The 24,212-nt window shown below is 76.8% G+C and carries 13 protein-coding genes; 5 read left to right on the top strand and 8 right to left on the bottom strand.

Annotated features, from left to right (window positions below; genetic code table 11):
• Positions 1-1,402 (top strand): NDP-hexose 2,3-dehydratase family protein (locus LG943_RS06290; protein WP_333486329.1); only part of this gene is annotated, 1,402 nt, incomplete at its 5' end.
• A gap of 168 nt (positions 1,403-1,570) precedes the next feature.
• On the opposite strand, the gene LG943_RS06285 is transcribed toward LG943_RS06290, so the two are convergent.
• The 6 genes from LG943_RS06285 to LG943_RS06260 all read right to left on the bottom strand — a co-directional run bounded on the left by LG943_RS06285 (position 1,571) and on the right by LG943_RS06260 (position 9,793).
• Positions 1,571-3,475: an anthranilate synthase family protein gene (locus tag LG943_RS06285; RefSeq protein ID WP_270071229.1), complete on the bottom strand. Its 1,905-nt coding sequence runs from the start codon at positions 3,473-3,475 to the stop codon at positions 1,571-1,573.
• Positions 3,472-4,161, bottom strand: a complete 690-nt coding sequence (locus tag LG943_RS06280) for an isochorismatase family protein (protein WP_270071228.1) — start codon at positions 4,159-4,161, stop codon at positions 3,472-3,474. Before LG943_RS06280 ends, LG943_RS06285 begins: the two co-directional genes overlap by 4 nt.
• 41 nt (positions 4,162-4,202) lie before the next feature.
• Positions 4,203-4,973 (bottom strand): 2,3-dihydro-2,3-dihydroxybenzoate dehydrogenase, encoded by a 771-nt coding sequence (locus LG943_RS06275; RefSeq protein WP_270071227.1) that lies wholly within the window; start codon positions 4,971-4,973, stop codon positions 4,203-4,205.
• An 85-nt stretch (positions 4,974-5,058) separates the two neighbouring features.
• Positions 5,059-6,225: a 3-deoxy-7-phosphoheptulonate synthase gene (locus tag LG943_RS06270; RefSeq protein WP_270071226.1), complete on the bottom strand. Its 1,167-nt coding sequence runs from the start codon at positions 6,223-6,225 to the stop codon at positions 5,059-5,061.
• Positions 6,226-6,383: 158 nt separating this feature from the next.
• Positions 6,384-7,502: an IS701 family transposase gene (locus LG943_RS06265; RefSeq protein ID WP_456340054.1), complete on the bottom strand. Its 1,119-nt coding sequence runs from the start codon at positions 7,500-7,502 to the stop codon at positions 6,384-6,386.
• Positions 7,503-9,001: 1,499 nt separating this feature from the next.
• Positions 9,002-9,793, bottom strand: a complete 792-nt coding sequence (locus tag LG943_RS06260; RefSeq protein ID WP_270071235.1) for a TioE family transcriptional regulator — start codon at positions 9,791-9,793, stop codon at positions 9,002-9,004.
• 90 nt (positions 9,794-9,883) lie between these two features.
• Between LG943_RS06260 and LG943_RS06255 the strand changes: the two genes are divergently transcribed.
• On the top strand, positions 9,884-11,047 hold the full coding sequence (locus LG943_RS06255; RefSeq protein ID WP_270071224.1) for an erythromycin esterase family protein: 1,164 nt from the start codon (positions 9,884-9,886) through the stop codon (positions 11,045-11,047).
• A gap of 813 nt (positions 11,048-11,860) precedes the next feature.
• Here LG943_RS06255 and LG943_RS06250 read toward each other — a convergent pair.
• Positions 11,861-15,805 (bottom strand): helix-turn-helix transcriptional regulator, encoded by a 3,945-nt coding sequence (locus tag LG943_RS06250; RefSeq protein WP_270071223.1) that lies wholly within the window; start codon positions 15,803-15,805, stop codon positions 11,861-11,863.
• A 445-nt stretch (positions 15,806-16,250) separates the two neighbouring features.
• On the opposite strand from LG943_RS06250, the gene LG943_RS06245 reads away from it, so the two are divergent.
• From LG943_RS06245 to LG943_RS06235, 3 genes are all read left to right on the top strand, one after another.
• Positions 16,251-17,879 (top strand): zinc-binding dehydrogenase, encoded by a 1,629-nt coding sequence (locus tag LG943_RS06245; protein ID WP_270071222.1) that lies wholly within the window; start codon positions 16,251-16,253, stop codon positions 17,877-17,879.
• 40 nt (positions 17,880-17,919) lie between these two features.
• Positions 17,920-19,491: a class I adenylate-forming enzyme family protein gene (locus LG943_RS06240; RefSeq protein WP_270071221.1), complete on the top strand. Its 1,572-nt coding sequence runs from the start codon at positions 17,920-17,922 to the stop codon at positions 19,489-19,491.
• Positions 19,492-19,785: 294 nt separating this feature from the next.
• Positions 19,786-21,414 carry a lyase family protein gene (locus LG943_RS06235; protein ID WP_270071220.1) on the top strand — a complete coding sequence of 543 codons (1,629 nt, stop codon included), beginning with the start codon at positions 19,786-19,788 and terminating at the stop codon, positions 21,412-21,414.
• A 1,181-nt stretch (positions 21,415-22,595) separates the two neighbouring features.
• Here LG943_RS06235 and LG943_RS06230 read toward each other — a convergent pair.
• On the bottom strand, positions 22,596-23,939 hold the full coding sequence (locus LG943_RS06230; RefSeq protein WP_270071219.1) for a sensor histidine kinase: 1,344 nt from the start codon (positions 23,937-23,939) through the stop codon (positions 22,596-22,598).
• Positions 23,940-24,212: the final 273 nt, after the last annotated feature.

Below are 24,212 nucleotides of genomic sequence, written 5' to 3'. Positions count from 1 at the left end.
CCCGGCCGGGCGCGGCGCCGGCCCCCTGCCGCGGCCCCGCCGCGACGGCCGCGCCGCCGCGGCGCTGCGGGCCTCGGCCGCGCTGACCGCGCCCGAGGGCGCCGCCCCCGAGGACGTGCTGGCCTGGCTGTCCCGGCGCGCCGACCAGGGCGGGTTCTCCGTGCGGCCGGTGCCCTTCGCCGAGGCCGACGGCTGGTACTTCCGCGCCGACACCGGCGACCTGGTGCACCGCAGCGGCGGCTTCTTCAGCGTGGAGGGGCTGCACGTGCGCGCCGACTCCGGTGAGGAGGAGGCGGCGGCCGAGTGGCACCAGCCCATCATCAACCAGCCCGAGATCGGGGTGCTGGGGATCCTCGCCCAGCGCCGCGGGGGCGTGCTGCGGTTCCTCATGCAGGCCAAGATGGAGCCGGGCAACCGCAACCTGGTGCAGCTCTCCCCGACCGTGCAGGCCACCCGCAGCAACTACACCGGCGTGCACGGCGGCCGGGCGGTGCGCTACCTGGAGTACTTCATGGGGCCGCGCCGGGGCCGGGTGCTGGCCGACGTCCTCCAGTCCGAGCACGGCTCGTGGTTCCTGCGCAAGGTCAACCGCAACATGCTCGTGGAGGCCGACCCCGCCGCCGACATCCCCGAGCACGAGGACTTCCGCTGGGTCACCCTGGGCGCGCTGGGCCGGCTGCTGCGCCACGACAACGCCGTCAACATGGACGCCCGCACGGTACTGGCCTGCGCCCCGGTGGAGGAGGGCGCCGACCGCGCCCTGCACGACGACACCGAGCTGCTGTCGTGGTTCACCGGCGAGCGCACCCGCCACCGGGTGCGCGCCCGCACCGCCCCGCTCGGCGCGATTCCCGACTGGGTGCGCGAGGAGGACCGGATCCGCCACGAGGCCGGCCGCTACTTCGAGGTCGTCACCGTGGCGGTGGAGGCCGGCACCCGCGAGGTCGCGCGCTGGCACCAGCCCCTGCTGCGGCCCTGCGGGCTGGGCGTGACGGCGTTCCTGCTGCGCCGCTTCGGCGGGGTGCCCCACGTCCTGGTGCACGCCCGGCCCGAGGCGGGGCTGATGGACGGCGTGGAGCTGGCCCCCACGGTCCAGTGCACGCCCGCCAACTACGCCCACCTGGACGCGCCCCCGCCGTTCCTGGACGCCGTGCTGGCGGCCCCGCCCGAGCGGGTGCGCTACGCGGCCGTGCACTCCGAGGAGGGCGGACGGTTCCTGCACGCCGAGAGCCGCTACCTGGTGGTGGAGGCCGACGCCGCGACGGCGGCGGCGCCCGAGCCCGCCGGGTACCGCTGGGTGAGCCTGGACCAGATGCACGGGCTGGTGCGCCACACCCGCTACGTCAACGTCCAGGCGCGCACCCTGCTGGCCTGCTTCGCCTGCGGGGCGGTGGACCTGTAAGGCCGGGCCGCGCGGGGCGCGGAGACGCACAAGCGAAGAGGACGAGGACACGAAGAGAGGGGTCCCGCCTGGAGCGGGACCCCTCTCCTGCACCTCCTGTGCCCTTCCGCGCGCGGGAGGCCGCCGGCCGCTGCGGCGCGGGGGGCGCGCCCCCCCGCGGCGGGGGCCTCAGCCGACCTCGGTGGCGGCGCGCTCCAGCACCCCCGCCAGCATCCGGCCCAGGATGTCCACGCCGTCGCGGGTCAGCAGCGACTCCGGGTGGAACTGCATCGAGGCGAACCCCGGGCCGCGCAGCGCGTGGACCTCCCCGGTCCACGGGTCGCGGCTGACCTGCACCGGCCCCGCCGCCAGGGCCGGGGTGATCTCGTCGGCGGCGCAGCGCGCGCTGAAGGTGTTGTAGAACCCCACCCGCTCGGTGCTGCCGAACAGGTCGATGGTGTGCTGGGCGCCCTGGTTGGGCGAGGGGCGGCGCACCACCTCCAGCCCCAGCTCCTGGCTGAGGACCTGGTGGCTCAGGCACACCGCCAGGAACGGCCGGTGCGCGGCCAGCAGGCGCCGCACGCCCGCCCGCAGCGCCGCCATCTTGGGGTCGTCGCGGTCGCGGGGGTCGCCCGGCCCCGGACCCATCACCACCAGGCCGCGCCCGTCCAGGCACGGGTCCTCGTCGAAGCGGCACACCTCCACGTGCGGACCCAGCGCCCGCAGTTGGTGGGCCAGCATCGCGGTGAACGTGTCCTCGGCGTCGACCACCAGCACGTCCAGCCCGGCGAAGGGCCGCTCGGCGGCCGCGCCGGCGCCGCCCAGCCAGAAGTCGGCCACCCGCTCGTTGCGCCGCAGCAGCGCCGCCCGCACCTGCGGGTGGTCGCCCACGCTGCGCGGGGTGCCCTCCAGCGCAGCGATCATGCCGGCCGCCTTGGCGCGGGTCTCGGCGGCCTCGGCGGCGGGGTCGGAGTGGCGCACCAGGGTGGCGCCCACGCCGATGCGCACCCGGCCGCGCGGGGAGATCTCGGCGGTGCGGATCATGATCGCGGAGTCCAGGCTGGTCGCGCCGGCGGCGTCGCGGCCCAGCAGGGCCAGCACCCCGCTGTAGTGGCCGCGCCCGCCCGGCTCGTGCCGGGCGATCACCCGGCAGGCGCTCTCCAGCGGGCTGCCGGTGACGGTGGGCGCGAACAGGGTCTCCCCGAGCACCTCGCGCGGGTCGCGGCGGGTGCGCCCCTCGATCACGTACTCGGTGTGGGCCAGGCGGGCCATCTCGCGCAGCCGGGGGCCGACCACGCGCGGCACGCTGTCGCAGACGCGGGCCATCATCTTCAGCTCCTCGTCCACGACCATGTACAGCTCGTCGGTCTCCTTGGCGTCGTTGAGGAAGCCCAGGACCCCGTCGAGGGTGGGGCCGGTGCCGGGGAAGCGGTAGGTCCCGCTGATCGGGTTCATCCGCGCGGTGCCGCCGTCGACGCTGACGTGCAGCTCCGGGGAGGCGCCCACGAACGCGCCGTAGGGGGTGTGCACGGCGAACGTCCAGTAGGCGCCGGTCTCCTGGGCCAGCAGCCGCCGGAACAGGGTCAGGGCGCTGGCCGGGGAGTAGCCCTCGATGCGGGCCACGAAGGAGCGGCGGAGCACGAAGTTGGCGCCCTCGCCGCGCCCGATCTCGCCGTTGATGATGTCGCGGGCCACGGCGGCGTAGTCCTCGTCGCCGATGTCGAACCCGCCGTCGGCCAGGGTGATCCCGGAGTCGCCGACGCGCGCCAGCACCTCCTCCAGGGCGACCTCGCCCTGCTCGGCGACCTGGAGGGCGATCAGCGGCGCGCCGTCGTCGGTGCAGGCGAACCCGCGCTCGGCGAGCTGGCGGTAGGGCACCACGGCCACCACGTCGTGGCGGGCGCGGCCCGGCCCCTCCGGCGGCGGCAGCGGCAGGTCGGCCAGTCGGGACACCGCCGCGGCGGTGCCGGTCAGCACCTCGACGCGGTCGGGGCCGGGGCCGGAGTGGGGGCGGTGCAGCAGCGCGAACGCCTCGGGCGGGTCGGCCAGCACGGCCCCCAGCAGGTCGCGGTCGGTCGCGGGTGCGGTGCTCACGCGCGCACCTCCTCGGCCACGCGGGCGCGCCCGGCGCCCGCCGGGTGCGCCTCCAGCGCGGCGAGCAGGTCGGCGGTCACGTGCACCATGCCGCAGCGCTGGGCGGTGTAGTCCAGGGCCAGGCGGTGGTAGCCGGGCGCGAAGTCGGCCACCGCGTCGGCGGCCAGGAACACCCGCACGTCGTTGGTGAAGGCGTCCACGCAGCTCATCAGGATCCCCACGTGGGCGTAGACGCCGCACACCAGCAGTTGGTCGCGGCCCTGCGCGCGCATGCGCTCCAGCAGGCCGGTGCGGTGGAAGGCGCTGTAGCGCCACTTGGTGAGCAGCCAGTCGCCGTCGCGGGGCGCGAGCCGGTCCACCACCGCCCGGTCCTCGGGCGTGGCGTCCATGCCCGGACCCCAGAAGTCGCGCAGCAGGCCGCGCTCGTCCGGGGTCATGCCGCCGGGCTGGGCGGTGTAGGCCACGGGAACACCCAGCTCGGCGCAGCGGTCGCGCAGCCGCCCGCAGTTCTCCACGAGGCGGTCGCGCAGCGCCGGCGCCGAGGCGAACGGGCGCAGGAAGAAGCGCTGCATGTCGTGCACCAGGAGCACGGCCCGGTGCGGCTCCAGCGTCCAGTCGGCCGTGTTGGCCGGCAGTTCGCCCGCGGTGGGCATGGGGTAGGCGCTGATGGGCGGGATGGCGGGCATGGGTCCCCTTTCTCGCGGGTCGGCGGGGGCGCCCCGGCGGATCAGACGCCGAGGGTGGCGCCCCCGTCGACGGTGAGGGTGTGCATGGTGATGTGGCGGGCGGAGTCCGACAGCAGGAACGCCACGGCGGCGGCGACGTCCTCGGGCGCGGCCAGGCGGCGCAGCGGGATGCCCACGCGGTAGGCCGCCGGGTCGCCGTCGAGGGTGCGCGCGCGGTCGGCGGAGCCGGCCCACATGGAGTGCAGCATCGGGGTGTCGGTGGAGCCGGGCGCCACGGTGTTGCAGCGGATGCCGTGCTCGGCCAGCTCCAGGCCCAGGCACTTGGTGAACATCTCCGAGGCCGCCTTGGACGCGGCGTAGGCCGCCATGCCCTTGCGGGCGGTGCCGGCGGCGTTGGAGGTGACGGTGACGATCGCGCCGCGCCCGCGCGGCACCATCCGGGCCGCCGCCGCGCGGCTCATGGTGAACACGCCGGTGGCGTTCACCCCGAGGCTCTCGGCCCACTGGTCGTCACTCAGCTCCCAGGCCGGGCCCAGGCGCAGCACGCCGGCCGCGTTGACCAGGTGGTCCAGCGGACCCAGCCGGTCCTCGACCGCGGCCACCGCGCTGCGCGCCTCGGCGTCGCGGCGCACGTCGGCGGCCAGCGCCAGCACGTCGTGGCCGTCGGCCGCCAGGTCGGCGGCCAGCCGGTCGACGCCCTCGCGGGCGCGGTCGACCAGGGCGACCGCCGCGCCCTCGCGGGCGAGCGCGCGGGCGACGGCGGCGCCGATACCGCCCGCGGCGCCGGTGACCAGTGCCGTGGTTCCCTTCATGGCGTCGTGTCCTCTCGGTCGGTGGGGGAACGGTGAGGGTCGGTGGGATCGGTGGGGGCCGGCGGCGGCGCGCGGGGGCGCCGCCTCAGCCGTTCCAGGCGGCCACCACGGCGGTGGCCTGGCCGGGGTTGAGCCGGGGGTCGCAGAAGGACGTGTACTTGCCCGGCACCTGGTGCACGCGCGAGACGTCCTGGACGCACTCGGTCACCGGCTCGGGCGTGGTCTCCAGGTGCAGGCCGCCGGGCACGCCGCCGGCCTCGCGCACGGCCGCCTGGAACTCCCGGACCTCCTGCACGATCGCCTCCACGAACCGGGTCTTGAGGCCGGAGGGCGCGGTGACGGTGTTGCCGTGCATGGGGTCCGACATCCAGATGACGGGGTGGCCGGCGCGGCGCACCGCCTCGACCAGCTCGGGCAGCCGGCCGGTGCGCCCGGCGCCCATGCGCACGGTCAGCGTGAGCCGGCCCGGCTCGCGGTCGGGGTCGAGCCGCTCGCACAGCGCCAGCAGCTCCTCGGGGGTGATGGTGGGGCCGACCTTGCAGGAGACGGGGTTGACCACCCCGGCCAGCAGTTGCGCGTGCAGGCCGTCGGCGGCGCGGGTGCGCTCGCCCAGCCAGGGCCAGTGGGTGGAGGCCAGCAGGTGCCGGCCGTCGGCCGAGCGGCGGGTCAGCGCCAGTTCGTAGTCCAGCAGCAGCGCCTCGTGCGCGGTCCACACCGAGGGGCAGCCCTCGCGGGTGCGCCCGCTCAGCCAGCCCAGGTGGCCCATCACCGCGTGCGCGGCGGCGTATCCGGACAGCATCCGCTCGGGGTCGGGCGTGCGCGAGCCCGGGTCGGGCTCGGGGGCGTTGACCATGTGGCCCCGGTAGACCGGCAGGTCGCGCCCGCCCACGCGCTCGACCGGGCGCGAGCGCGGCTTGGCGTACTGGCCGGCGATGCGGGCGGCCCGCACGACCGGGCGGCGGGTGATCATCTTCAGGGTGCCGGCGATCGCCTCGGCGAGGCCGGACTTGGCGGCCACGTCGGGGCCGCCGCTCTCGGCCGGGTCCTCGGCGCAGTCGCCGACCACCACGGCCTGGGCCTCCCCGGCCGCCACGCGCGCCAGCAGGCCGCGCAGCCGGTCGGTGTCGCGCCGGCGCACCAGCGGCGGCAGTTCGGCCAGCCGGGCGCGCACCTCGGGCAGCCGGGGGTGGGACGCCCAGTCGGGCTGCTGGGGGGCGGTGTGCGAGCGGGCGGCGAGCAGGTCGATGTCCACGGGGTCCTCCACTGTCCTCCACTTGCCGGGCGCCGCGGGCGCGGCGCCGCCGGTGACCGGACGCGCCGCGCGCGCCCGCTGATGCGCGGTCGCATCGGGTGGCCTGGTGCCGCGCGCCGGGAAGCGGCGGCGCGCGGCGCTGGGCACGGGCACCGCCTTCAGGCCAGGGGGCGGCGCGTGACGCGGTGGTCGGTGCTGAAGGCGGCGACGGCGTGGGCGGCGGAGGCCAGGGTGATGTGGCGGTGCCACCCGGCGAAGGAGCGGCCGGCGTAGTCGCGCAGGCCGACGCGGTCGCCGATGGCGTGCGAGGAGACGTCCACCCGCCGCACCAGGGTGCGCAGCGCCCACAGCGGCGGCGCGGAGCGGTCGGCGGTGCGGCCCGACAGCCAGATCTCCTCGGGCCAGGTGCCTCCGGCCGGCGCGGTGCCGGTGACCGCCAGGTCGGGCTCGCCGTGGACGGACCGGCCGGGCAGGGTGACCCCCACCGAGACGCCGAGCACCGGGCGCGGCGGGCGGCCGGCGCGGGCGCCGGGCAGGGGGCGGCGCAGGGCGCGGGCGGCGCGCATGATCCGCTCGGCGGTCAGCACGGTGCCGGTGTGGCCGGTCAGCGCGGGGTCGGCCACGGCGAGTTCGCGGTCTCGGGGCAGCCGGGCGATGGGCGTCAGCCCGGCGGCGCGCAGGCGGCGCAGGGCGGGCACGGGGTCGGCGCCGTCGAGGTCGAGCAGCACCGGCGCGGGGGGCAGGCCCCACTCGGCGGCCATCTCCAGGCAGGCGTCGGCGGCGAGGTCGGCGTGGCCGCCGGCGCCGGGGGCGGTGCCGGCCTCGGTGTCGGTGTCGGCGCCCGGCTCGGGCATGTCGAGCTGCCAGTGGACGGGCACGGCCGTGCGGTCGGTGACGAACCAGACGCCCACGGCGCGCTGCGCGCTGACGACCCGGCCGCCGTCGGAGAAGAACCGGCCGACCCCGGCGGAGTGCTGGCCCGTCTTGGGGATGATCAGCGGGCGCACCACCCAGGCGTGCGGCGGCAGCCAGGCGGCCAGCCGCTGGGCCAGCGTTTGGCGGACGGGCAGCCAGTCCCAGGTGGAGTTGCAGATGAAGTGGTGCAGGCTCTGGCCGGTGGCCGAGCAGCTCTCGGCGCCGCCGAGGCCGGCGGCCATGTTGCGGACGGACTTGCGGCCGGGCGTGGCGAGCAGGCCGCGCAGGTAGGCGACGCCCTTGCCCCGCTGGTCGCTGCGGGGGAGGGAGGCGAACAGGTCCTGGCTCAGCTCCCGGAAGATCGGCGAGGCGGTGAGCGGAGCCGGCCGGGTCCGGACGGGCCGCCCGGGGCGGCCGCGATGCTCGCGCAGGGGTCGCACCCGGGGGTCGGGGTGGTGGGGGTGGGCGGGATGGGTGGTGTGAGCGGGGTGAGTGGCGTGGGTGGCGTGGGTGGCGTGGGAGTGATGCGTGGCGTGGGCGGGGTGGCCGGGGTGCCCTGACCCGACACGCGTGCGCGGCCGGTGCGCTGTTCCAGTGTCCATTCCTGCCTCCGCTGGTGTATTCCGCCGAAATCGATTTCATTTCTGTTCTGTTTCGCGGTACTGAACGGAGAATAGGAATCTGCGGGCGCGGAAAGAATGGCAATGCCAATGGCAATATGTTGCGCAATCGGGGGACGGGAGAACGGCAGGTAATTGCCGTGGGGGAGGGGTGGGAGGCGGGTTGCCATGGCAAGGGGATGGCAGTGGGATGGCAGGATCATGTCAGGGTAGATGGCAAGGGATGGCAAGGGATGGCGAGGGAATGGCAAGGGGGAATGGCAAGGGGGAATGGCAGGGGTCCGGTGGTCAGCGTCCGTCATCGCGGTTGGCCGGGGTGGCGACGGGGGCGGCGAGGGCAGGCGCGGGTTCGGGGTGGCGTTCACCGGCCCGCTTTGCGGTTGGCCGGGGTGGTGACGGGGCGCCGAGGCGGGGTGGGGGTGGGGGTCCGGCGGTGAGCGCGCCTGGTCGCGGTGGGCTGGGGTGGCGACGGGGGCGGCGAGGCTAGGCGTGGGCCGGAGGTGGCGGTCACCGGGTCGCCCGTCTGCGGTCGCGGTCGAGACGGGATCAGCGAAGGCGGGCCGGGGGTGTCCGCCGCAGCCGTGCCCCCGCTCGGCGGGGGCACCCGGCCCCGCCCCTCCTCGCCGCCGTCCGGCAGCGGGTCCGACCGGGGCAATGAAGCAGAACCCGCACCTCGTCGCCCCACGGGGCGGCGCTTCCTCGCGCTTTGCACCTTTTGTCCCCGGCTAGGGCAGCCGCAGCGAGGTCCAAAGGGCCGCCCAGGCGACCAAGTGACCACATGGTGAGACGCTCACGGCGCGTGCGCACCCTTATGCCCGCAATGCCCGTTTCCGTGGGGGGCGAAAGTGCTCTACGCGCCAAAACAGTGAACGGTAGACGCGGCTCGTCGCGAAAGGGGCCATTTTCGTCTCACCTGGTGAGATTTCGAGGCCGCCGTGTCCGCTGTGCCCCCATTTGTGAATGGGAGGGGAAACACCAACCACCCCCTATCCGCAGAGGGAGCCGCGAAGGCGCCGCCCCCGACCCGTCGCCCACCCCGCCCCCCGCCCCGCGACTCGATCCCCGCACACCCAAGCCACCCGCTGCCGTCGCCGCCCCGGCCCCGCCATGGCGACCGATGAATGCCAGCCCAAGCCGTCCGCCGCCGTCGCCTACCCCGCCCCCCGCGCCGCGATCCGATGACCGCGCACCCACCATCCGCTGCCGTCGTCGCCCTCGCCGAGGTTCCGGCCTGCTACCTGCTAAGGGGAGTGCATGCGCAGGTAGCGGCTGAGGAGCGCGGCGGCGTCGAGCATCGCGACTCCCCGTGCGGTGAGTCGGCGCTGCCAGTCCGACAGGGCGTCGGCGAGCGCTTCCGTGCCCCCGGCCGTGCGGATCTGCCCGACCACGGCGGCGATGCGGTCCAGCGGGTAGCCGCCGCGCCGGAGGAGGTGGGCGAGTTCGGCGTCGCGGATGTCGTCCGCGCGGTAGAGGCGGTACCCGGTGGCCGGGTCGCGCGCGGGGACCACGATGCCCGCCTCCTCCCAGTTGCGCAGGGTCGCCGGAGTGATCCGCAGACGGCGGGCCAGTTCGCCGACGGTGCGGGCTTCCGACCAGGCGGCCCTGGCTCCGGCTCCCGCCCCGGCGTCGGCCGCCGCCCCAGCCCCGGCGTCGGCCCCCGCCCCTGCGTCGGCCCGCGATCCGGCCCCGGCTCCGGCCTCGACGTCGGTCCCGGCCCGCAGGTGCTCCACGGCCTCCCGTACGCCGTCGAGGGTGGCCCGGTCGCGGAGGAGTTGGGCGTGGCCGTCGTCGATGAGCGCCAGGGCGTCGTCGAGCCGACCGCCGTGGACCGCGTTCATGATCCGCCCGGCGGCCGCGTGGCCGTAGGCCGGGACCAGGGCGAGGAAGGCGCGCAGCGCCGCCGCGTGGACCTCGGTGTAGACCCGGTAACCGGCGGGCGTGCGCTCGGCGGGCGGGAGGAAGCCGTCCCGCTCGTAGTTGCGGACCGCCTGGGTCGAGATGCCGTGCTCGCGGGCGAGGTCGGAGGGTCGCATGGTTGTCACCGGTTTGAGACTTTACCGCATCGGCAGGCGGCCAGACCGCCGAAAGTCCCAACGGTCCTTTCAACGTTACGCTTGAGGGGTATGACTCAGGACATTCACCACGTCGTCCCCGGCTCCTGCGAGTTGCTGGGGCTCGGCGAACCCACCCACGGCGAACCGGCCTTCGCGCTGGTCCGCAATCACCTGTTCGCCCGACTCGCCGAGAAGGGCTTCCGGTCGATCGCCCTGGAGACCGACCGCGTCGCGGCCCTCGCCGTGGACGACTACGTCCAAGGCGGGGCGGGCACCCTCGAATCGGTGCTCAACGAAGGGTTCTCGCACGGAGTCGGGGGCCTGGGCGGTCCGGAGGGCAACGGGCCGCTGGTCGCATGGATGCGCGAGTACAACGCGGGCCGTCCGCCCGAGGAGCGGCTGGCCTTCCACGGGTTCGACATCTCGACGGAGATGATGAGCGCCCCCAGCCCGCGCACGTACCTGGAGTTCGCGCGGGACTACCTGGGGCTGGACACCGACATCGCGGGCGCCGCAGGCGCCGACGAGCGGTGGAGCCGGGTGGAGGCGGTCATGGACCCGGAGGAGTCGATGGGCGCCACTGCCGAGGCCGCGCGGCTGCGGGTGATCGCCGACGACCTGCTGACCACGCTCCACGCGCGGGCGCCCGAACTGATCCCGGCGACCTCGCGCGCCGCCTGGCAGCGCGCCCGGACCCACCTGACCGCCGGTATCGGCCTGCTGCGCTACCACGAGCGGTGCGCCGAGCGCATCGACCCGCAGGCGCGCTACACCCGCATGCTCGTCACCCGCGACGTGCTCATGGCCGACAACCTCGCCGACATCCGCGCGGTGGAGGCCGGGCGCGGGCCCACGCTGGTGTTCGCGCACAACACACACCTCCAGCGCAACGCGAGCAGGTGGCGGACGGAGGAGGTGGACTTCACCTGGTTCTCCGCGGGCGCCGTCGCCGAACGCCTGGCGGAGGAGGGGCGCTACACCTTCATCGCGGGCAGCCTGGGGCGCAGCGCGGCCAAGGGCCTGAAGGAACCGGCGGCCGACACCTACGAGGGCGGCCTCCAGACCCGCGTGGCCGCCTGGGACCTGGTCCCGGCCGACACCGTCCGCCCGGCCCGGACGCGCACCGACCACACCCCTGAGCAGGGCTACTTCCCCCTGGAGCAGCCGACCGTGGATGCCGCGGACGCCGTCCTCCACATCGCCGACGGCACCGCCGCAGCCGAAGCCGTGTAGGCGCCCGGGCAGGGCGGAAGACGCCATGGGCTCCCGCTCGCCCGCCCGCCCCCACCGGCGAGCGGTCGAGCGGCGGCCACGGCCCGCACCCGGTGCGGTGCCGCTCGATGAGAGACCTGCCAATCCCTCGGTGAGGGGAGTTGCCGCAGCGTCCGCCACTGCCCGGCGGGGGGCGCGTTGGCGCGCCGCTGGGGCGGAGGTCAGACGCCGCTGGTCGCCGGTGTTCGCCGCTGCATGGGGGTGCTGGCCGGCACGGCAGGGCCGCTTGCGTGGGTGAGGTTCCACGGCGGGCTGGTGACTTGTCCGGCTGTCCGGACAGGCAGGTGAGGGCCGGGCGGAGTTGGTGGCGCGCGGCTGCCCGACGGCCTGGACTCCGGCGAGCGGTATCACCGGCCCGGCCCTCCAGCTTCTCTCCACCGCCGCCGGTCACGGGTCCGGTGACCGGCGAAGCCGTCCGCTGCCGTTCACCGGGGCGACGGAGCGCGGTGAGAGGGGGCTCGGCGACGGGACCGCGCGAAGGCGCGTCGGTCCGGGAACCCGAAGCCGCCCGCGCGGCCTTCGGTGCCGGACCGGCGCGCCGTGGCCGGTGGCGAGTCGACGCGTTGGGCGATCCGCCGCACCTCGTCGCTCAGGAAGGAACCCTTGGTAACCCTTGGGCGAAGGGTGTCGCCGCCGCGTCCACCCCCTGGTCGGCGGGTGGGCTCCGGGGCGCGGGCTTGTGGTGGTGGCGGCGGGGGTGGAACAGCCCGGGCCGGGGGCGGCCCCTGGTCGGGGCTTCCGGCCGACCCGGGCTGCTGGTCTGGCGGTTGGGGGTCAGCGGCCGGCGGTCCGCGCCGACTCACGGGTGACCCAGCGGGCCACCTGGACGCGGGAGGAGCAGTCCAGCTTGCGCATGATCTTGCGCAGGTGGTTGATCGCGGTCCACTCCGCGATGCCCAGCGCGCGGGCGATCTCGCGGTTGGTCATGCCCTCCGCGACCAGGCGGGCCACCTGGGTCTCGCGCGGGGTCAGCGGCGAGTCCGGCGGCAGGGGAGCCGTCGTCCCACCGGGACGCCCCGTGTCCTCGGGGCGGGGCCGCGCGCCGTTGTCGGCCGCGCCCGGCGGCGCGGGCTGCGGGGCCGGTGTCCGCGGTGCGCGGGCGGGCGGCGTGTCCGGGCGGGCGGTCGTGCCCGTCGACGCGGCGGTGTCCGACCCGTTGTTGCCGGTGCCGGTCGTCGCCGCCTCCGCGTTCAGCGGGGCCGGGGGCCTCTCGCGCTCGGTCGGGGCGGTGGCGCGGCGGCCGTCGCCGAGGGGCGAAGGCCGGTGGGTGCCGGTGCGCACCGGAGCGCCCGCCGGGATGCCGGTGAACGCGGCCTCCACCTGCCCCGCGAACCCCGTTCCCGCCAGCCCCGACCCTGGGAACCCGGGTTCCGCGAATCCCGTCCCCGCGAACCCCGTGTACGCGCCCGCATCCGGACGCCCGGCGACCATCGCCGTTCGCGCCGGCGGGGCCGGAACGGGTGCGTTGGCGGCCACCGCGTGCGGGTGCTCACCGGCGGTGCCCTCAGCGGGCATCGGGGTGGGGCCGTCCGGGGCGGTGGCGAGGGCCGCCGCCACCGCCGTGCCGAGGTCGGCTCGCGCTCCTTGCTCCCAGGCGGCGGTGACCGCCGCCGGGTCGGCCGCCGCGCGCGCGGTCGCCATCGCCTCGCGCACGCGTGCGGCGAGGGCGTGCGGCGCCGCGCACCCGAGGTCGGCGCGCAGCGCCGACGCGGCGGCCAGGGCCGCCACCGCCTCCTGCGGACGGCGACCCTCGGCGCCCCGCGAGAGCCGCAGCGCGGCCCACTCCTCCAGGGCCGCCGCGCCCCCGGCGCCGTCGGCGCGGTCGCGGGCCCGCTCCAGGGCCGTGCGCTGGCGCCGCTCGGCGTCGGCCGTCCGGCCGCGCGCGGCGCGGGCCGACGCCAGGACCAGCCCGGCGAGCAGGGCGCCGTGCGCGTCGCCGATGCTCTCGTAGGCGCACACCGCGTCGACTGCCGCCGACTCGGCCTCGGCGGGCTGGCCGGTGGCGAGCAGGGCCTCGGCCAGGTGGCGCAGGCAGTGGGCGCGCTCACCGGTGAGGAGGGCGCCCGCGCGCTCGTGGATCGCCCGCGCGTCCGCGCCGGTCCCGGTGGCGCGGGCCGCGCCCGGCAGCGGGTCGGCGCCGTGGCGCCCGTCGGTGGGCTGGGGGAAGCCGAAGACGCCCTCGGCCCGGCCGCGACCGGTGCCGCCGGCGCCAGCCGCACCGCCGAACCGGCCGGTGTGCGCGCCGACGCGTCCGGCGGGCGGCGAGCCGGCGGACAGCCGACCGGCGAGTCCGGCACCGGCGTGGCCGCCGCGCGGCGCGCGGTGCCAGTGGGGCGTGCCGTCCGCTCCGCCGATGTCGGCGACGGCGGCGAGGCCGCCCGTCAGCGCGCCGCCGGCGCGCCGGTGCGCGGCGCGGCCGTGGGCGCGCCGACCGGCCCGCGCGCCGGCCGCCGCCGAGGGCAGAGCCGCCCACCGGGCAGTGGCGCCGCGCGCCGCACCGGCCCCGTCACCCGGTCCATCGGCGGCCATCGCCGTGACGCGGCCGCCCCGGTGCGGCGGAAGCCCGGCGCCGAAGCCGCCGTTCCCGATGGTGGTCCGGGCGTCGAGGAGTTCGCCGGGGGCGTCGCCGTCCTGATGGCCGAGTGAACGCCCGAGCGGACTGGTGGCGGTGCGGTTGCGCGGGGTGGGGAGTTGGCCGCCGGGGAATCCGTCTGCGGTGGCGCCGGGTTCGCGGCCGAGCGCCGCTGAGGTGCGGTGGCTTCGACGGCCGGGCAGCCGGGCGGCGGCGTCGCCTATCCCGGTGGCGGTCCGGGTGCCAAGGAGTTCGTCGGCACCGGTGGCGCCTAGCTTCTTCCCGGTCGCCGTGGTGGGGTGGCCGCTCCGGCGCCCGGGACGCTCGCCGCCGATGTCGGGGCCGCCTCCGAGAACAGCGCGGCCGCCGGTGAACCCGTCCGCTGGGCTCCCGCCGAATCCGACTCCGCCGACTCCGTCCCCGACGAGGACTGCGCGGTGGTGGGCGCGCAGGGTGTCGATCGTGTCCAGGGCGGCGCGCAGCAGCGGCAGCGCCGCGGCGTGGTCTCCGCGGTGGGCGGCCAGTGCGCCCAGGCGGCGCTCGGCGATTGCGGCGCGCAGCGGTTCGTCCAGCAGGCGGGCCGCCGCGAGGGCCGCGTCCAGGGCCGCGCCGGCCCGCTCGTGCTCGCCCTGCCAGGTGAGGAGTTCGCCCAGCGCCGAGCCCGCGTCGATCGCCGCCTCGGTGCCCAGGGCCGGGTCGCGCAGGGCCTCCTCCAGGAAGGTCGCGGTGCGCCGGAGCCCGCCGTCGACCGGCCAGGTCGGCGCGAGCGCGCACGCCAGCCGCACCGCGCCCGCGACGTCGCCGGAGTCCAGCAGGAAGTACTGCGCCGACTCCGCGTCGACCCGCCACCGGCCGGGCACGCCGCGCGGCGGCGCGCCGGGGCCGGCCGCCACCAGGTCGAGCAGGTGGCCGGCGTGGGCGCGCAGCGCCTCCTCCAGGCGGCCGCCGCCGCGCAGCCGGTCCAGCACGTAGCGCTTGGTCAGCCCGCCGACGCGGAACACCAGCCCGCCCTCGCCCGGCGGCCGGACGCCCGCCACCGCCGCCGCCTCCCGCGCGGGGCCGTGGGCGGCCCCGCCCGCGTCGGCCTCCTCGGCACTGATCAGGCCGGCGTCGATCAGCCGGGCCACGCGGGCGCGCGCCCGCGCGAGGTCGTCGCCGGCCAGAGCGGCCGCGGCCGCCAGGTCCACGCCGTCGTGGTAGGCGGCGACGCGCCCCAGCAGGTCCAGGTCGCCCTCGCACAGCCGCTCCACGCAGGAGTCGATGGCCGCGCGCATGTCGGCGTGCCGCGACAGGGTGCACGCGCCGTCGGCGGCCAGCACCCCCAGGTCGGAGTCGAGCACCGCCAGGACGTCCTGCGGCGTGTGCAGCTTGAGCTGCCCGGCGGCCAGCTCGATCGCCAGCGGCAGGCCGTCGGTGCGCTCGCACAGCCGCGCGACCGCCTCGGCGTTGGCGGGGGTCAGGCGGAAGCCGGGCCGCGCCGCGCGGGCGCGGCGGACGAACAGCCGCACCGAGGGCACCGCCAGCAGGGCCTCGGGGCGCGCGGCGCCGCCGAACCCACCGGCCGCCGTACTGCCCGTCGCACGTCCTGCCGTACCGCCCGCCGCGCCTCCGGCCGCGCTTCCCGCCGCACCGGCCGAGGCGCCGCCCGCCGCGCCGCCGCCCGGCGCGGGCACGGGCAGGGCGTGGAGGCGGAACACCTCCTCGCCGTAGACACCCAGCGCCTCGCGGGCGGCCACCAGCACGGTGACCTCGGGCCGTTCGGCCAGCGCCCGCGCCAGCGGGCCGCCCAGCAGGGCGCCCAGGCCGGGGCCGCCGTCGACGGCCAGCAGGAAGCGCGCGGCGGGGCGCGGCGCGCCGGGGGCGGAGGCGGGCGGCAGCGCCCGCAGCAGCCGGTCGGCCACCTCCGGCGCGGTTCGGGCGGACTCCACGTCGATGGCGGCGGCACCGGCGGTGAACCGGTGCGCCACCGTGCGGAAGACCGCGGCCGCCAGGGCGCTCTTGCCCACTCCCACCGGTCCGGTGAGGGTCAGCACGCGCACGGCGGGGTCTGCCAGGCGGCGCTGGAGGGCGTCGAGTTCGGCGTCGCGGCCGATCAGGGGCGTGGAGAAGTGGGTCCAGGGAGTGCTCGGGGTACCGGGGGCACTCACGGTTCGGGGAGCACTCGGGGATCCGGGAGCGCTCGGGCTGCTCGGACTGCTCGTGTCGTCGGCGGTGTGGCGCCTTGCCTGTGCCATCACGGTAGGGATGGGGTGCACTGTGCGTCCTTGGGCGAAAGATCGAAAACCACGGATGGGGCTGCCCGGACGGCTTATGGCCGGTTCGGGCGGTCTCGGTCGCGGCTACTGGTCACTGCGGTCCGCCGTGCCTGGCGGCCGTTCTTCGCCTGCACCGCAATGCTAGAAAGCGTCACGATTCGGTAGCAATGTGCATCCATCACGAATCGGATGTTCGTCGGTGAGGGGCGCCCAGGTGAGGGATTCCACCGCCGCCCCGGGCGCCGCGGCGTTCCCGCTGGAGATGACACGGTGAGATGACACAGCGCCCGCCCGCGCCCCGGCGCCGGCCGAGGGGGCCCGGCCACAATGGCGCACCATGCGCTCCGCTTACATCGAGGCGCTCGGCCCGCCCGAGCACATCCGCTACGGCAACCTCCCCCCGCCGCGGCCGGCCCCCGGCGAGGTGCTGGTGGACGTCGCCTACACCGCCGTCAACCACGTCGACACCTTCGTCCGCTCCGGTGCGTGGCGCACCCCGCTGACCTTCCCGTTCGTCATCGGCCGCGACCTGGTCGGCACCGTCGCCGAGGGCGCCCCGCCCACCGCGGGCTTCCGGCCGGGCGAGCGGGTGTGGTCCCTGAGCATGGGGCACGCCGGCCGCCAGGGCGCCGCCGCCGAGCAGGTCGCGGTGCCCGCCGACCGGCTGTACCGGCTCCCGCCCGAGGTCCCCGGCGCCGACGCCGCCGCCCTGGCCCACCCCGCCGCCACCGCGTACCTCGCCCTGTTCGTGCACGGCGGGCTGCGCCCCGGCGCGCGCGTGGTGGTCGTGGGCGCCGGCGGCAACGTCGGCGGCGCGGCCGTGGTGATGGCGGCCGAGGCCGGCGCTCGCGTCACGGCCGTCGCCTCGGCGGCCGACGCCGCCCACTGCCGCGACCTGGGCGCCGAGGCGGCCGTGGACTACCGCACCCCCGACCTGGCCGGCGCGCTGGCCGCGCTGCACCCCGAGGGCGCCGACCTGATCGTCGACGCCGCCGGGCGCAACGACGTCGAGACCGCCGTGCCGCTGCTGGCGCGGCGCGGCCGGATGGTGCTGCTGGCGGGCATGGCCACCCGGCCCGTGCTGCCCGCCGGGCCGCTCTACCTGCTGGACCGCACCGTCACCGGGTTCGCGATCTCCCAGGCCACCACCGCCGAGCTGGCCGAGGCCGCCGACCACGTCGCGAAGCTGGCGGCGGCCGGACGGCTGCGGCCGCGCCGCGTGGCGGTGCTGCCGCTCAGCGAGGCCGCCCAGGCCCACCGCCGCCTGGAGGCGGGCGAGGGCGCGGGGCTGCGCTTCGTGCTGGGCACCGGCCTCGGCGAGAGCGCGGGGGAGCGCGCCGTCAGCGGCGACGCCGCCGACTTGACCAACGCCCGCCCCGGCCGTGGCCGCGAGCGCGGCGCTGCTGCCAGCCTCAGCGCCATGAGTACTTCGATTGTGGACCAGTCCCCGCTGTTCGAGGTGCGCGCCGAAACCCGGGTGTCCGCGCCGCCGTCCGCCGTCTACCAGCTCGTCAGCGACCTGCCCTCCCAGGGCCGGTGGAGCCCGGAGTGCCGGGGCGGCGAGTGGGTGCAGGGCGAGCCGGGGGCCGTGGGCTCGGTGTTCCGCGGCGAGAACTACCGCGCCCAGGACGTCGTCGGGTGGGCGCCGCTGGTGCGCGGCACCTGGCACACCGAGGCCCGCGTCGTGGCCGCCGAGCCCGACCGCACCTTCCGCTGGATGATGCTCTCCCACGCCAAGGAGGACCAGGAGAGCGTCTGGGGCTTCGACATCGTCCCCGACGGCGACGACGGCTCGGTGCTCATCCACCACTTCCGGATGGGCCGCGCCACCGCCGGCATCCACAAGATCGTCGCGGACCTCGACGAGGAGGACCGCAAGCGGTTCATCGCCGAGTGGACCGAAAAGCTCGAATCCGACCTCGCCGTGACGCTGAGCCGCATCAAGGACGTCATCGAGCAGGCGTGACCGGCCGCCGTTCACGCGCGACGACCAGGACGGAAGGGCAATGTTCCTACAGCGCATCGCAAACAAGGGCATCCGGCTGGGCACCCTGTTCGACCGGGCCGCCGCCCGGCACCCCGCCTCGCCCGTCATCCTCGACCACGACCTCGACATCGCCCCCGAGACCGGCCGGCGCCCCTCCCTCACCGAGCTGGCGCGGGTGGTGGCCGACGCCGCCTCGCGCCTGTGGGCGGTTCGGGTCCGCCCCGGTGACTACGTCGTGGTCCACAAGTCCGACAACTTCGACATCTCGCTGCTGGCGTGCGCCCTCGCCCGCATCGGCGCCATCCCGGTGATGCTGTCGGCCAAGCTCGACGGCGACACCGTGGCCCAGCTCATCCGCCGCGTCGACACCCCCTACCTGCTCACCGACCAGGCCAAGCTGGAGAACGAGCTGCCCGCCGAGGTCTTCGAGACCAGCCGCGCCGTGCTGCTGGCCTCGGGCACCTACGAGGGCGCCGTCTCCCTGGCCTCCCTCGCCGACGCGCCCCGGGTGCGCCCCGTGGAGATGCCGGCCTCCCACCCCACCCTCATCACCCACACCTCCGGCACCACCGGCCTGCCCAAGCTGGCGGTGCACACCGGGCACACCTTCCAGGCCCGGTACCGGCCGCAGGCCACCATCGTGGGCGCGGCGGTGCGGCGCAGCGAACCGGTCGCCGTGCACGTGTCGTTCGTGCACTCGCGCATGTACACCGCCATGCCGATCTCCATCCTCCAGGGGCACCCGCTGATCGTCCTGCGCGACGACGACCCCGAGCGGGTCGCCGAGGTGTTCTCCCAGGTCCCGCCCGGATTCATCGAGGCGCACCCCAACACCTTCCTGCGCTGGGAGGTGCTGGCCGACGACCCCCGCCGGCCGCTGGCCAACGTCAAGTACTTCAGCAGCACCTTCGACGCCATCCACCCCCGCACCGTGCAGCGCATGCTCTCGGCCTCGCGCCGGCGCAACCCGCTGTTCGCCCAGGCGTACGGCCAAAGCGAGGTCGGCCCCATCGCGGCGCGCACCTACAACCGCGCCATGGGCGACGACTTCGACGGCCGCTGCGTGGGCCGGCCCTTCCCCGGCATGACCGGGGTGCGGGTGGTCAGCCGCGACGGCCGCCCCGTCACCAAGTCCTCGCCCGGCTACATCGAGGTCAGCAGCGACGGCCGCATCCTCACCTACCTCGGCGAGCACCACCGCTGGGAGAAGCAGGCGCAGGGCTCCTGGTGGCGCATGGGCGACCTGGGCTACCGCACCAAGTGGGGCTGCCTGCACCTGCTCGACCGCGAGGTGGACGAGATCCCCGGCATCGAGAGCACGCTGGAGATCGAGGACCGGCTGTTCGCCCGCCTGCCGTCCCTGGTGGAGGTCGTGATCGTGCCCTCGCCCGAGGGCGCCCCCGTGCCCGTCGTGTGCACCCGCGACGACGAACCGCTCGACCCGGCCGCCTGGAAGCGCGCGGTGGAGGACCTGCCGCCGCTGGCCGACCCGGTGCAGTGGCGCCTGGAGGACCTGCCCCAGACCGCCACCACCAAGATCAAGCGCCTGGAGTTGGCCAGCCGCCTGCACCAGGCCGCGAGCAGCACCTGACCGCCCGGTGGCCGCCCCCGCGCCGCAACCGTCCGGCCGCGCGGGGGCGGCAGCGGCGTGCGCCGGTATCGCGCCGGTGCAGGAGTTTGGACGGCCCCGGCGGCGGAGGCGCGCAGGAGGCCCCGCCGGAGAACGCGTACAGGCGGCATCGCCGGAGAGGGGCGAACGCCGGCAGCGCCGGAAGGCGTGTGGCGGCACCGCCGGACCAGGCGTGGAGGAGACCCCGCAGGCGGAGGCGGCGGGAGGCCCCGCGCTCGCAGACGTGTAGACGGCACCGCGCTCGAAGGGAGGGACATGCCCATGCCCGAGAGGAGGGCGCCCGGCGCGCCGCGCACCCGCGCGGCCGCCCGCCGACGCCGCGCCCCCGAACGGGGCGGCCGCATGGTCGGCACCGCGCCGGCCGCCGCCCCCGCCCTGGCGGCGGCCGGGCCGCTCACCGACACCGGCCTGCTGTGCCCGGTGCGCGCGGGGACCCCCGTGGAGCGGGCGGTCGCCGACGAGGCGTGGCTCCAGGCCGCACTCGACGCCCAGGCGGCGCTGGCCCGCGCGCAGGCGGCGCTGGGCGCGCTGCCCGAGGAGGCGGCCCGCACCATCACGTCCGTGGCCGCCGGCCACGGCCTCGACCCGCGCCTGGTCGCGGTCGCCGCGCGCGAGAACGCCAACCCGGCGGCGGCCCTCCAGCGGGCGTTCACCGCCGTGCTCGCCCAGCACGACCCCGCCTGCGCGCGCCACGTCCGCCGCAGCACCACCGCCCAGGACGTGTTCGAGACCGGCGCGATGCTGGTCGCCAAGCGCGCGCTGCGGGTGCTGCGCGGGGACCTGGAGGCCGCCGAACGCGCGCTCGCCGCCCTGTCGGCGGCCCACCGCACCGCGCCACCCGACGGGCGCGGCCCCGCCGCCCGCGCGGTCGGCACCATGCTCGGCCTGCGGGCGGCGGGCTGGTCGGCCCAGGTGCGCCGCGCCCGCGCCCGGATCGAGTCGGTGCTGGACACCGGCCTGCCGGTGGTGCTGGGCGGCGGCACGGGGGACTGGTTCGGCGACGAGGACTACGCGACCGGCCCCGGCGACGGCCTCGGCTCCGGCACTGGCACCGGCGACGGTATCGGCGGCGGTGGCAGGGCCGGTATCGGCGGCGATGAGGGTCTCGGCACGGTCGGCGGTGACAGCGGCGAAGGCAGTGGCAACGGAGAAGGCGGTGACAGCGGCGGCGCGGTCCAGGCCCCCGACCCCGCCCGCCGCACCGCGCTGCTGGCCGCCGCCTTCGCCCGCGAGTGCGGGCTGGCCGCGGGCCCGCTGCCGACCGGACTCCAGACGGGATCGGGGGAGGTCGGCGGACCGCTGGCCGAGATCGCCGCGGCCTGCGACGTCACCGCCGAGGTGCTGGGCCGGGTGGCCGCGGCGGTGCCGGTGCTGCCGCGCGGCCGGACGAGCCCCTGGGTGGGACCCGACGAGCGCGGACCGGTGCTCGCGGCGGCGCTCCAGGGCTGCGCGGCGCAGATCCCGGCGCTGTCGGGCGCGCTGGTGCGCTGCGCGGCGGCGAGCGTGGACCGCCCGCCGGGCAGTTGGCAGGGGGAGTGGACGCTGCTGCGCGAGTGCCTGCGGCTGACCGGCGGGGCCACGCACACTTTGGCCGAACTCGCCCGCGAGCTGCGCCTGAGGCTGGACCCCGAGGCCCTGGCCGACGAGCACGGCGCGGGCGGCGCCGCCGCCGTCCGGCGGCTCGCCGAGACCCTCGCCCCCGGCCTCGGCCGCACGGGCGCCGTGCGCCCGGCCCCGGGCTGCGGCGCGGTGGCGGGCGCAGTCGGCGGCCCGGCCCTGCCCCGCCTCCCCGGCGCCCTCACCCCACCGGACACCGCCGAGGAGTTCATCCCCGCCACCTGGCCCACGTCGCACCCCACCCCCGCAGCGGCCCACCACGGCTGACCGCCACCAAAGAGGGTGCTTCGGCGGTATGCGGCCGGGGCGCGCGGCCGTCGTTCCCCATGGCGTGTGGCCGGGGTTGAGACGGGGGCGGCGACGGCGGCGGGTGGGCGGGGCTGGCGGTCGTCGAGTCGCGGGGCGGGTGGTTGGTGCTGGTAACGGGGCGGCGAGGGGGCGCGGGGTTCGGGTCGGTGTTCATCGGTCGTCGTGGCGGGTCCCGGGGCGGGCGACGGGGGCGGCGACGGCTGCGGATGGCCGGGCGGCATCGGCCCTCGGGGTGGGTGGTCGGGGCCGGGCGGGTCCTTGGCGGCTCCCCTGCGGACAGGGGGCGACTGGTGTTTCCACCCCTGTTCGCAAATGGGGCACAGTGGACACGGAAGCCGTGAGATCTTACATGGCGAGACGAAAACGGCCCCTTTCGCGACGAGTCGCGTCTACCGTTCGCCGTTCTGGTGCGTAGGGCACTTTCGTTGCCCAAGGAAACGGGCATTGCGGACATAAGAGCGCGGTGCGGGCCGTGGGTGTCTCATTATGTGGTCACTTGGGCGTCTGGGTGGCCCCTTGGGTCCCGCTGCGGCCGCCCTGGCTGGGTGCAAAAGGGGCAAAGCATGAGGAAGTGCCGTTGCGTGGGGCGACGAGGTGCGGGTTTTGCTCCGCCGCCCCGGGCGAACCCGCTGCTGGACTGCGGAGAGGAGGTGCGGGGCCGCGCGCCCCCGCGCGGCTTCTCCGCTTCCGTCGCGACCGCGACCGCGAACGGGCGACCCGGCGACCGCCGCCCCCGGCCTCCGCCCGCCCTCGCCGCCTCGTCGCCGCCTCGGCATCCGCAGAGCGTGCCGGTGATCGCGCACCCGCTGCCGTGCACCGCCTCGCCGCCCGTCGCAGCCCAGCCAATCGCGATGAAGGCCGGTGAACGCGGCCCCGAACCCGCGCTTCGCCTCGGTGCCCTCGTCGCCGCCTCGTCATGCGCGTTGCGTGCCGGTGATCGCGCACCCGCTGCCGCGCACCGCCTCACCGCCCGTCGCAGCCCAGCCAATCGCGATGAAGGCCGGTGGTCGCCGACCCCGATCCCCGCCTCGCTTCGGTGCCCCATCGCCGCCCCCGACCTCCGCCGCCGCCCCGGCCTCCGCCCGGCGCGGCCGGACGGAGGCCGGGGGCGGCCAGGGGCAACCAAGGCTCGCGAGCTGTCAGCCGCCCGTTCCCGCGTGGGCCGCCGGTGGGGCGGTGGAGGTGGGCTCCACGGGCAGGGTGATGCGCAGGTGGAAGCGGCCCGCTCCCGCTCGGCGCGTGGTCAGGGAGCCGCCCGCCGCGCGGAGGCGTTCGGCCAGTTCGGTGAGGCGGCCCTCGCACAGTGCGGCCGTCGAATCCGCCGACGCCGCTGCCGACTCCGCCGTCGATGCCGCCGCCGACTCCCGCCATCCCGGTTCGGCCATCCCCGGCCCCGCCGGTTCTTCCGCCCCCGGCGTCCGCGCGGCCGCCACCTGCGCCGCCGACGCCTGCGCGCCCCCCGCCGCCGACTGGTCGGCGTGGCTCACGCCGTCGTTGACCATCTCCGCCACCACCTCGCCGCCCCGGCGGCGGATCACCACCGAGCAGTACTCCGCGCGGCTGTGGCGCAGCACGTTGCTCGCCCCCTCACGCAGCGCCGAGGCCAGCAGCATGCTCGCGTTCAGCGGCAGCCGACCGCAGTCGTTGGCCATGTCCACCCGCACGCCCGCCGTCGTCAGCACCGCGCGCACCGAGCGGCACTCCGCCTCCAGCAGCAGCTCCCGGTACCCGCGCGCCACCGCCCGCATGTCGGTGGACGCCTGCCGGCTGATCTGGAGTATCTGCGCCAGCTCCTCGCGCGCCTGGGCCGGCCGGGACGTGATGAGCCGCAGCGCCAGCTCGCACTTCATCGACAGCTCCGACAGCTTGTCGCCCAGCAGGTCGTGCAGCGAGCGGGCGAACCCCAGCCGCTCGCGCGCCACCGCCGCGTCGGCCAGTTCGTCCTTGGTGCGGCTCAGGTGCACGGCCAGGTCGCGCAGCCGGCAGATCCCGTAGAGCACCAGCCCCGACACCACCGCCTGCACCGCCATGTACACCGGGCCGCCGTTCTGCGCCAGCGGCACCGCGCCGAACTGGGTGTGCACCAGCACCACGCCCGACACCACCAGCGCGAACACCGGCCAGGCCGCGCGGGGCGGCAGGATCAGCAGCGCGCTGCCGGCGAGGAACCCCGGCATGCCCATCCACGCGTCCTGCGTCACCAGCGGCGGCAGGAACACCAGCACGGCCTGCGCCGCCAGCCCGGCGCGGGCGCGCCCGCGCCGCGCGGGGCGCGGCGCCCAGCGGCACAGCGCGAACTGGAGCGGGAGCAGGGCGGTCAGCACGGCCAGCGCCAGGGCGGTCTCCAGCGGCGTGGACGGCCGCATGAACAGGTGCAGCGCGCTGATCAGGTAGTAACCGCCCACCACCAGGGCCACCGACGACCGAAGGCAGCCCATCGCCGACTCGGGCACGAGGTCGCTGTCGCGCGCACCACCACGCATGCCGGTCCTCCCCGGGTCGCACTGACCGCTCCGCTGCCGCGGGGAGCGGACCCTGCCGCGCCGCGGGCACACGGCCGCGCCGGCCCGGCGCGGAGCGCGCCCGGGGGGTCCGGTCTCCGCTGAGCCTATGCGGCGGCCCGGCGCGCGCGAAAGCTCGGGGCGCCGCGCCTCGTGGGCGGCCCGGCCGGCGCGGGACGGTCCCTCGGCGGGTCCGCGGTCCGCGTCGCCGCGCGACGGGGCTACCCCGGGCGCGGGTGTCGGGGCGACGGATAC

The sequence above is a fragment of the Streptomonospora mangrovi genome (assembly GCF_027604915.1).
GTDB lineage: Bacteria > Actinomycetota > Actinomycetes > Streptosporangiales > Streptosporangiaceae > Streptomonospora > Streptomonospora mangrovi.
This window is presented reverse-complemented; position numbering and strand designations above follow the sequence as displayed.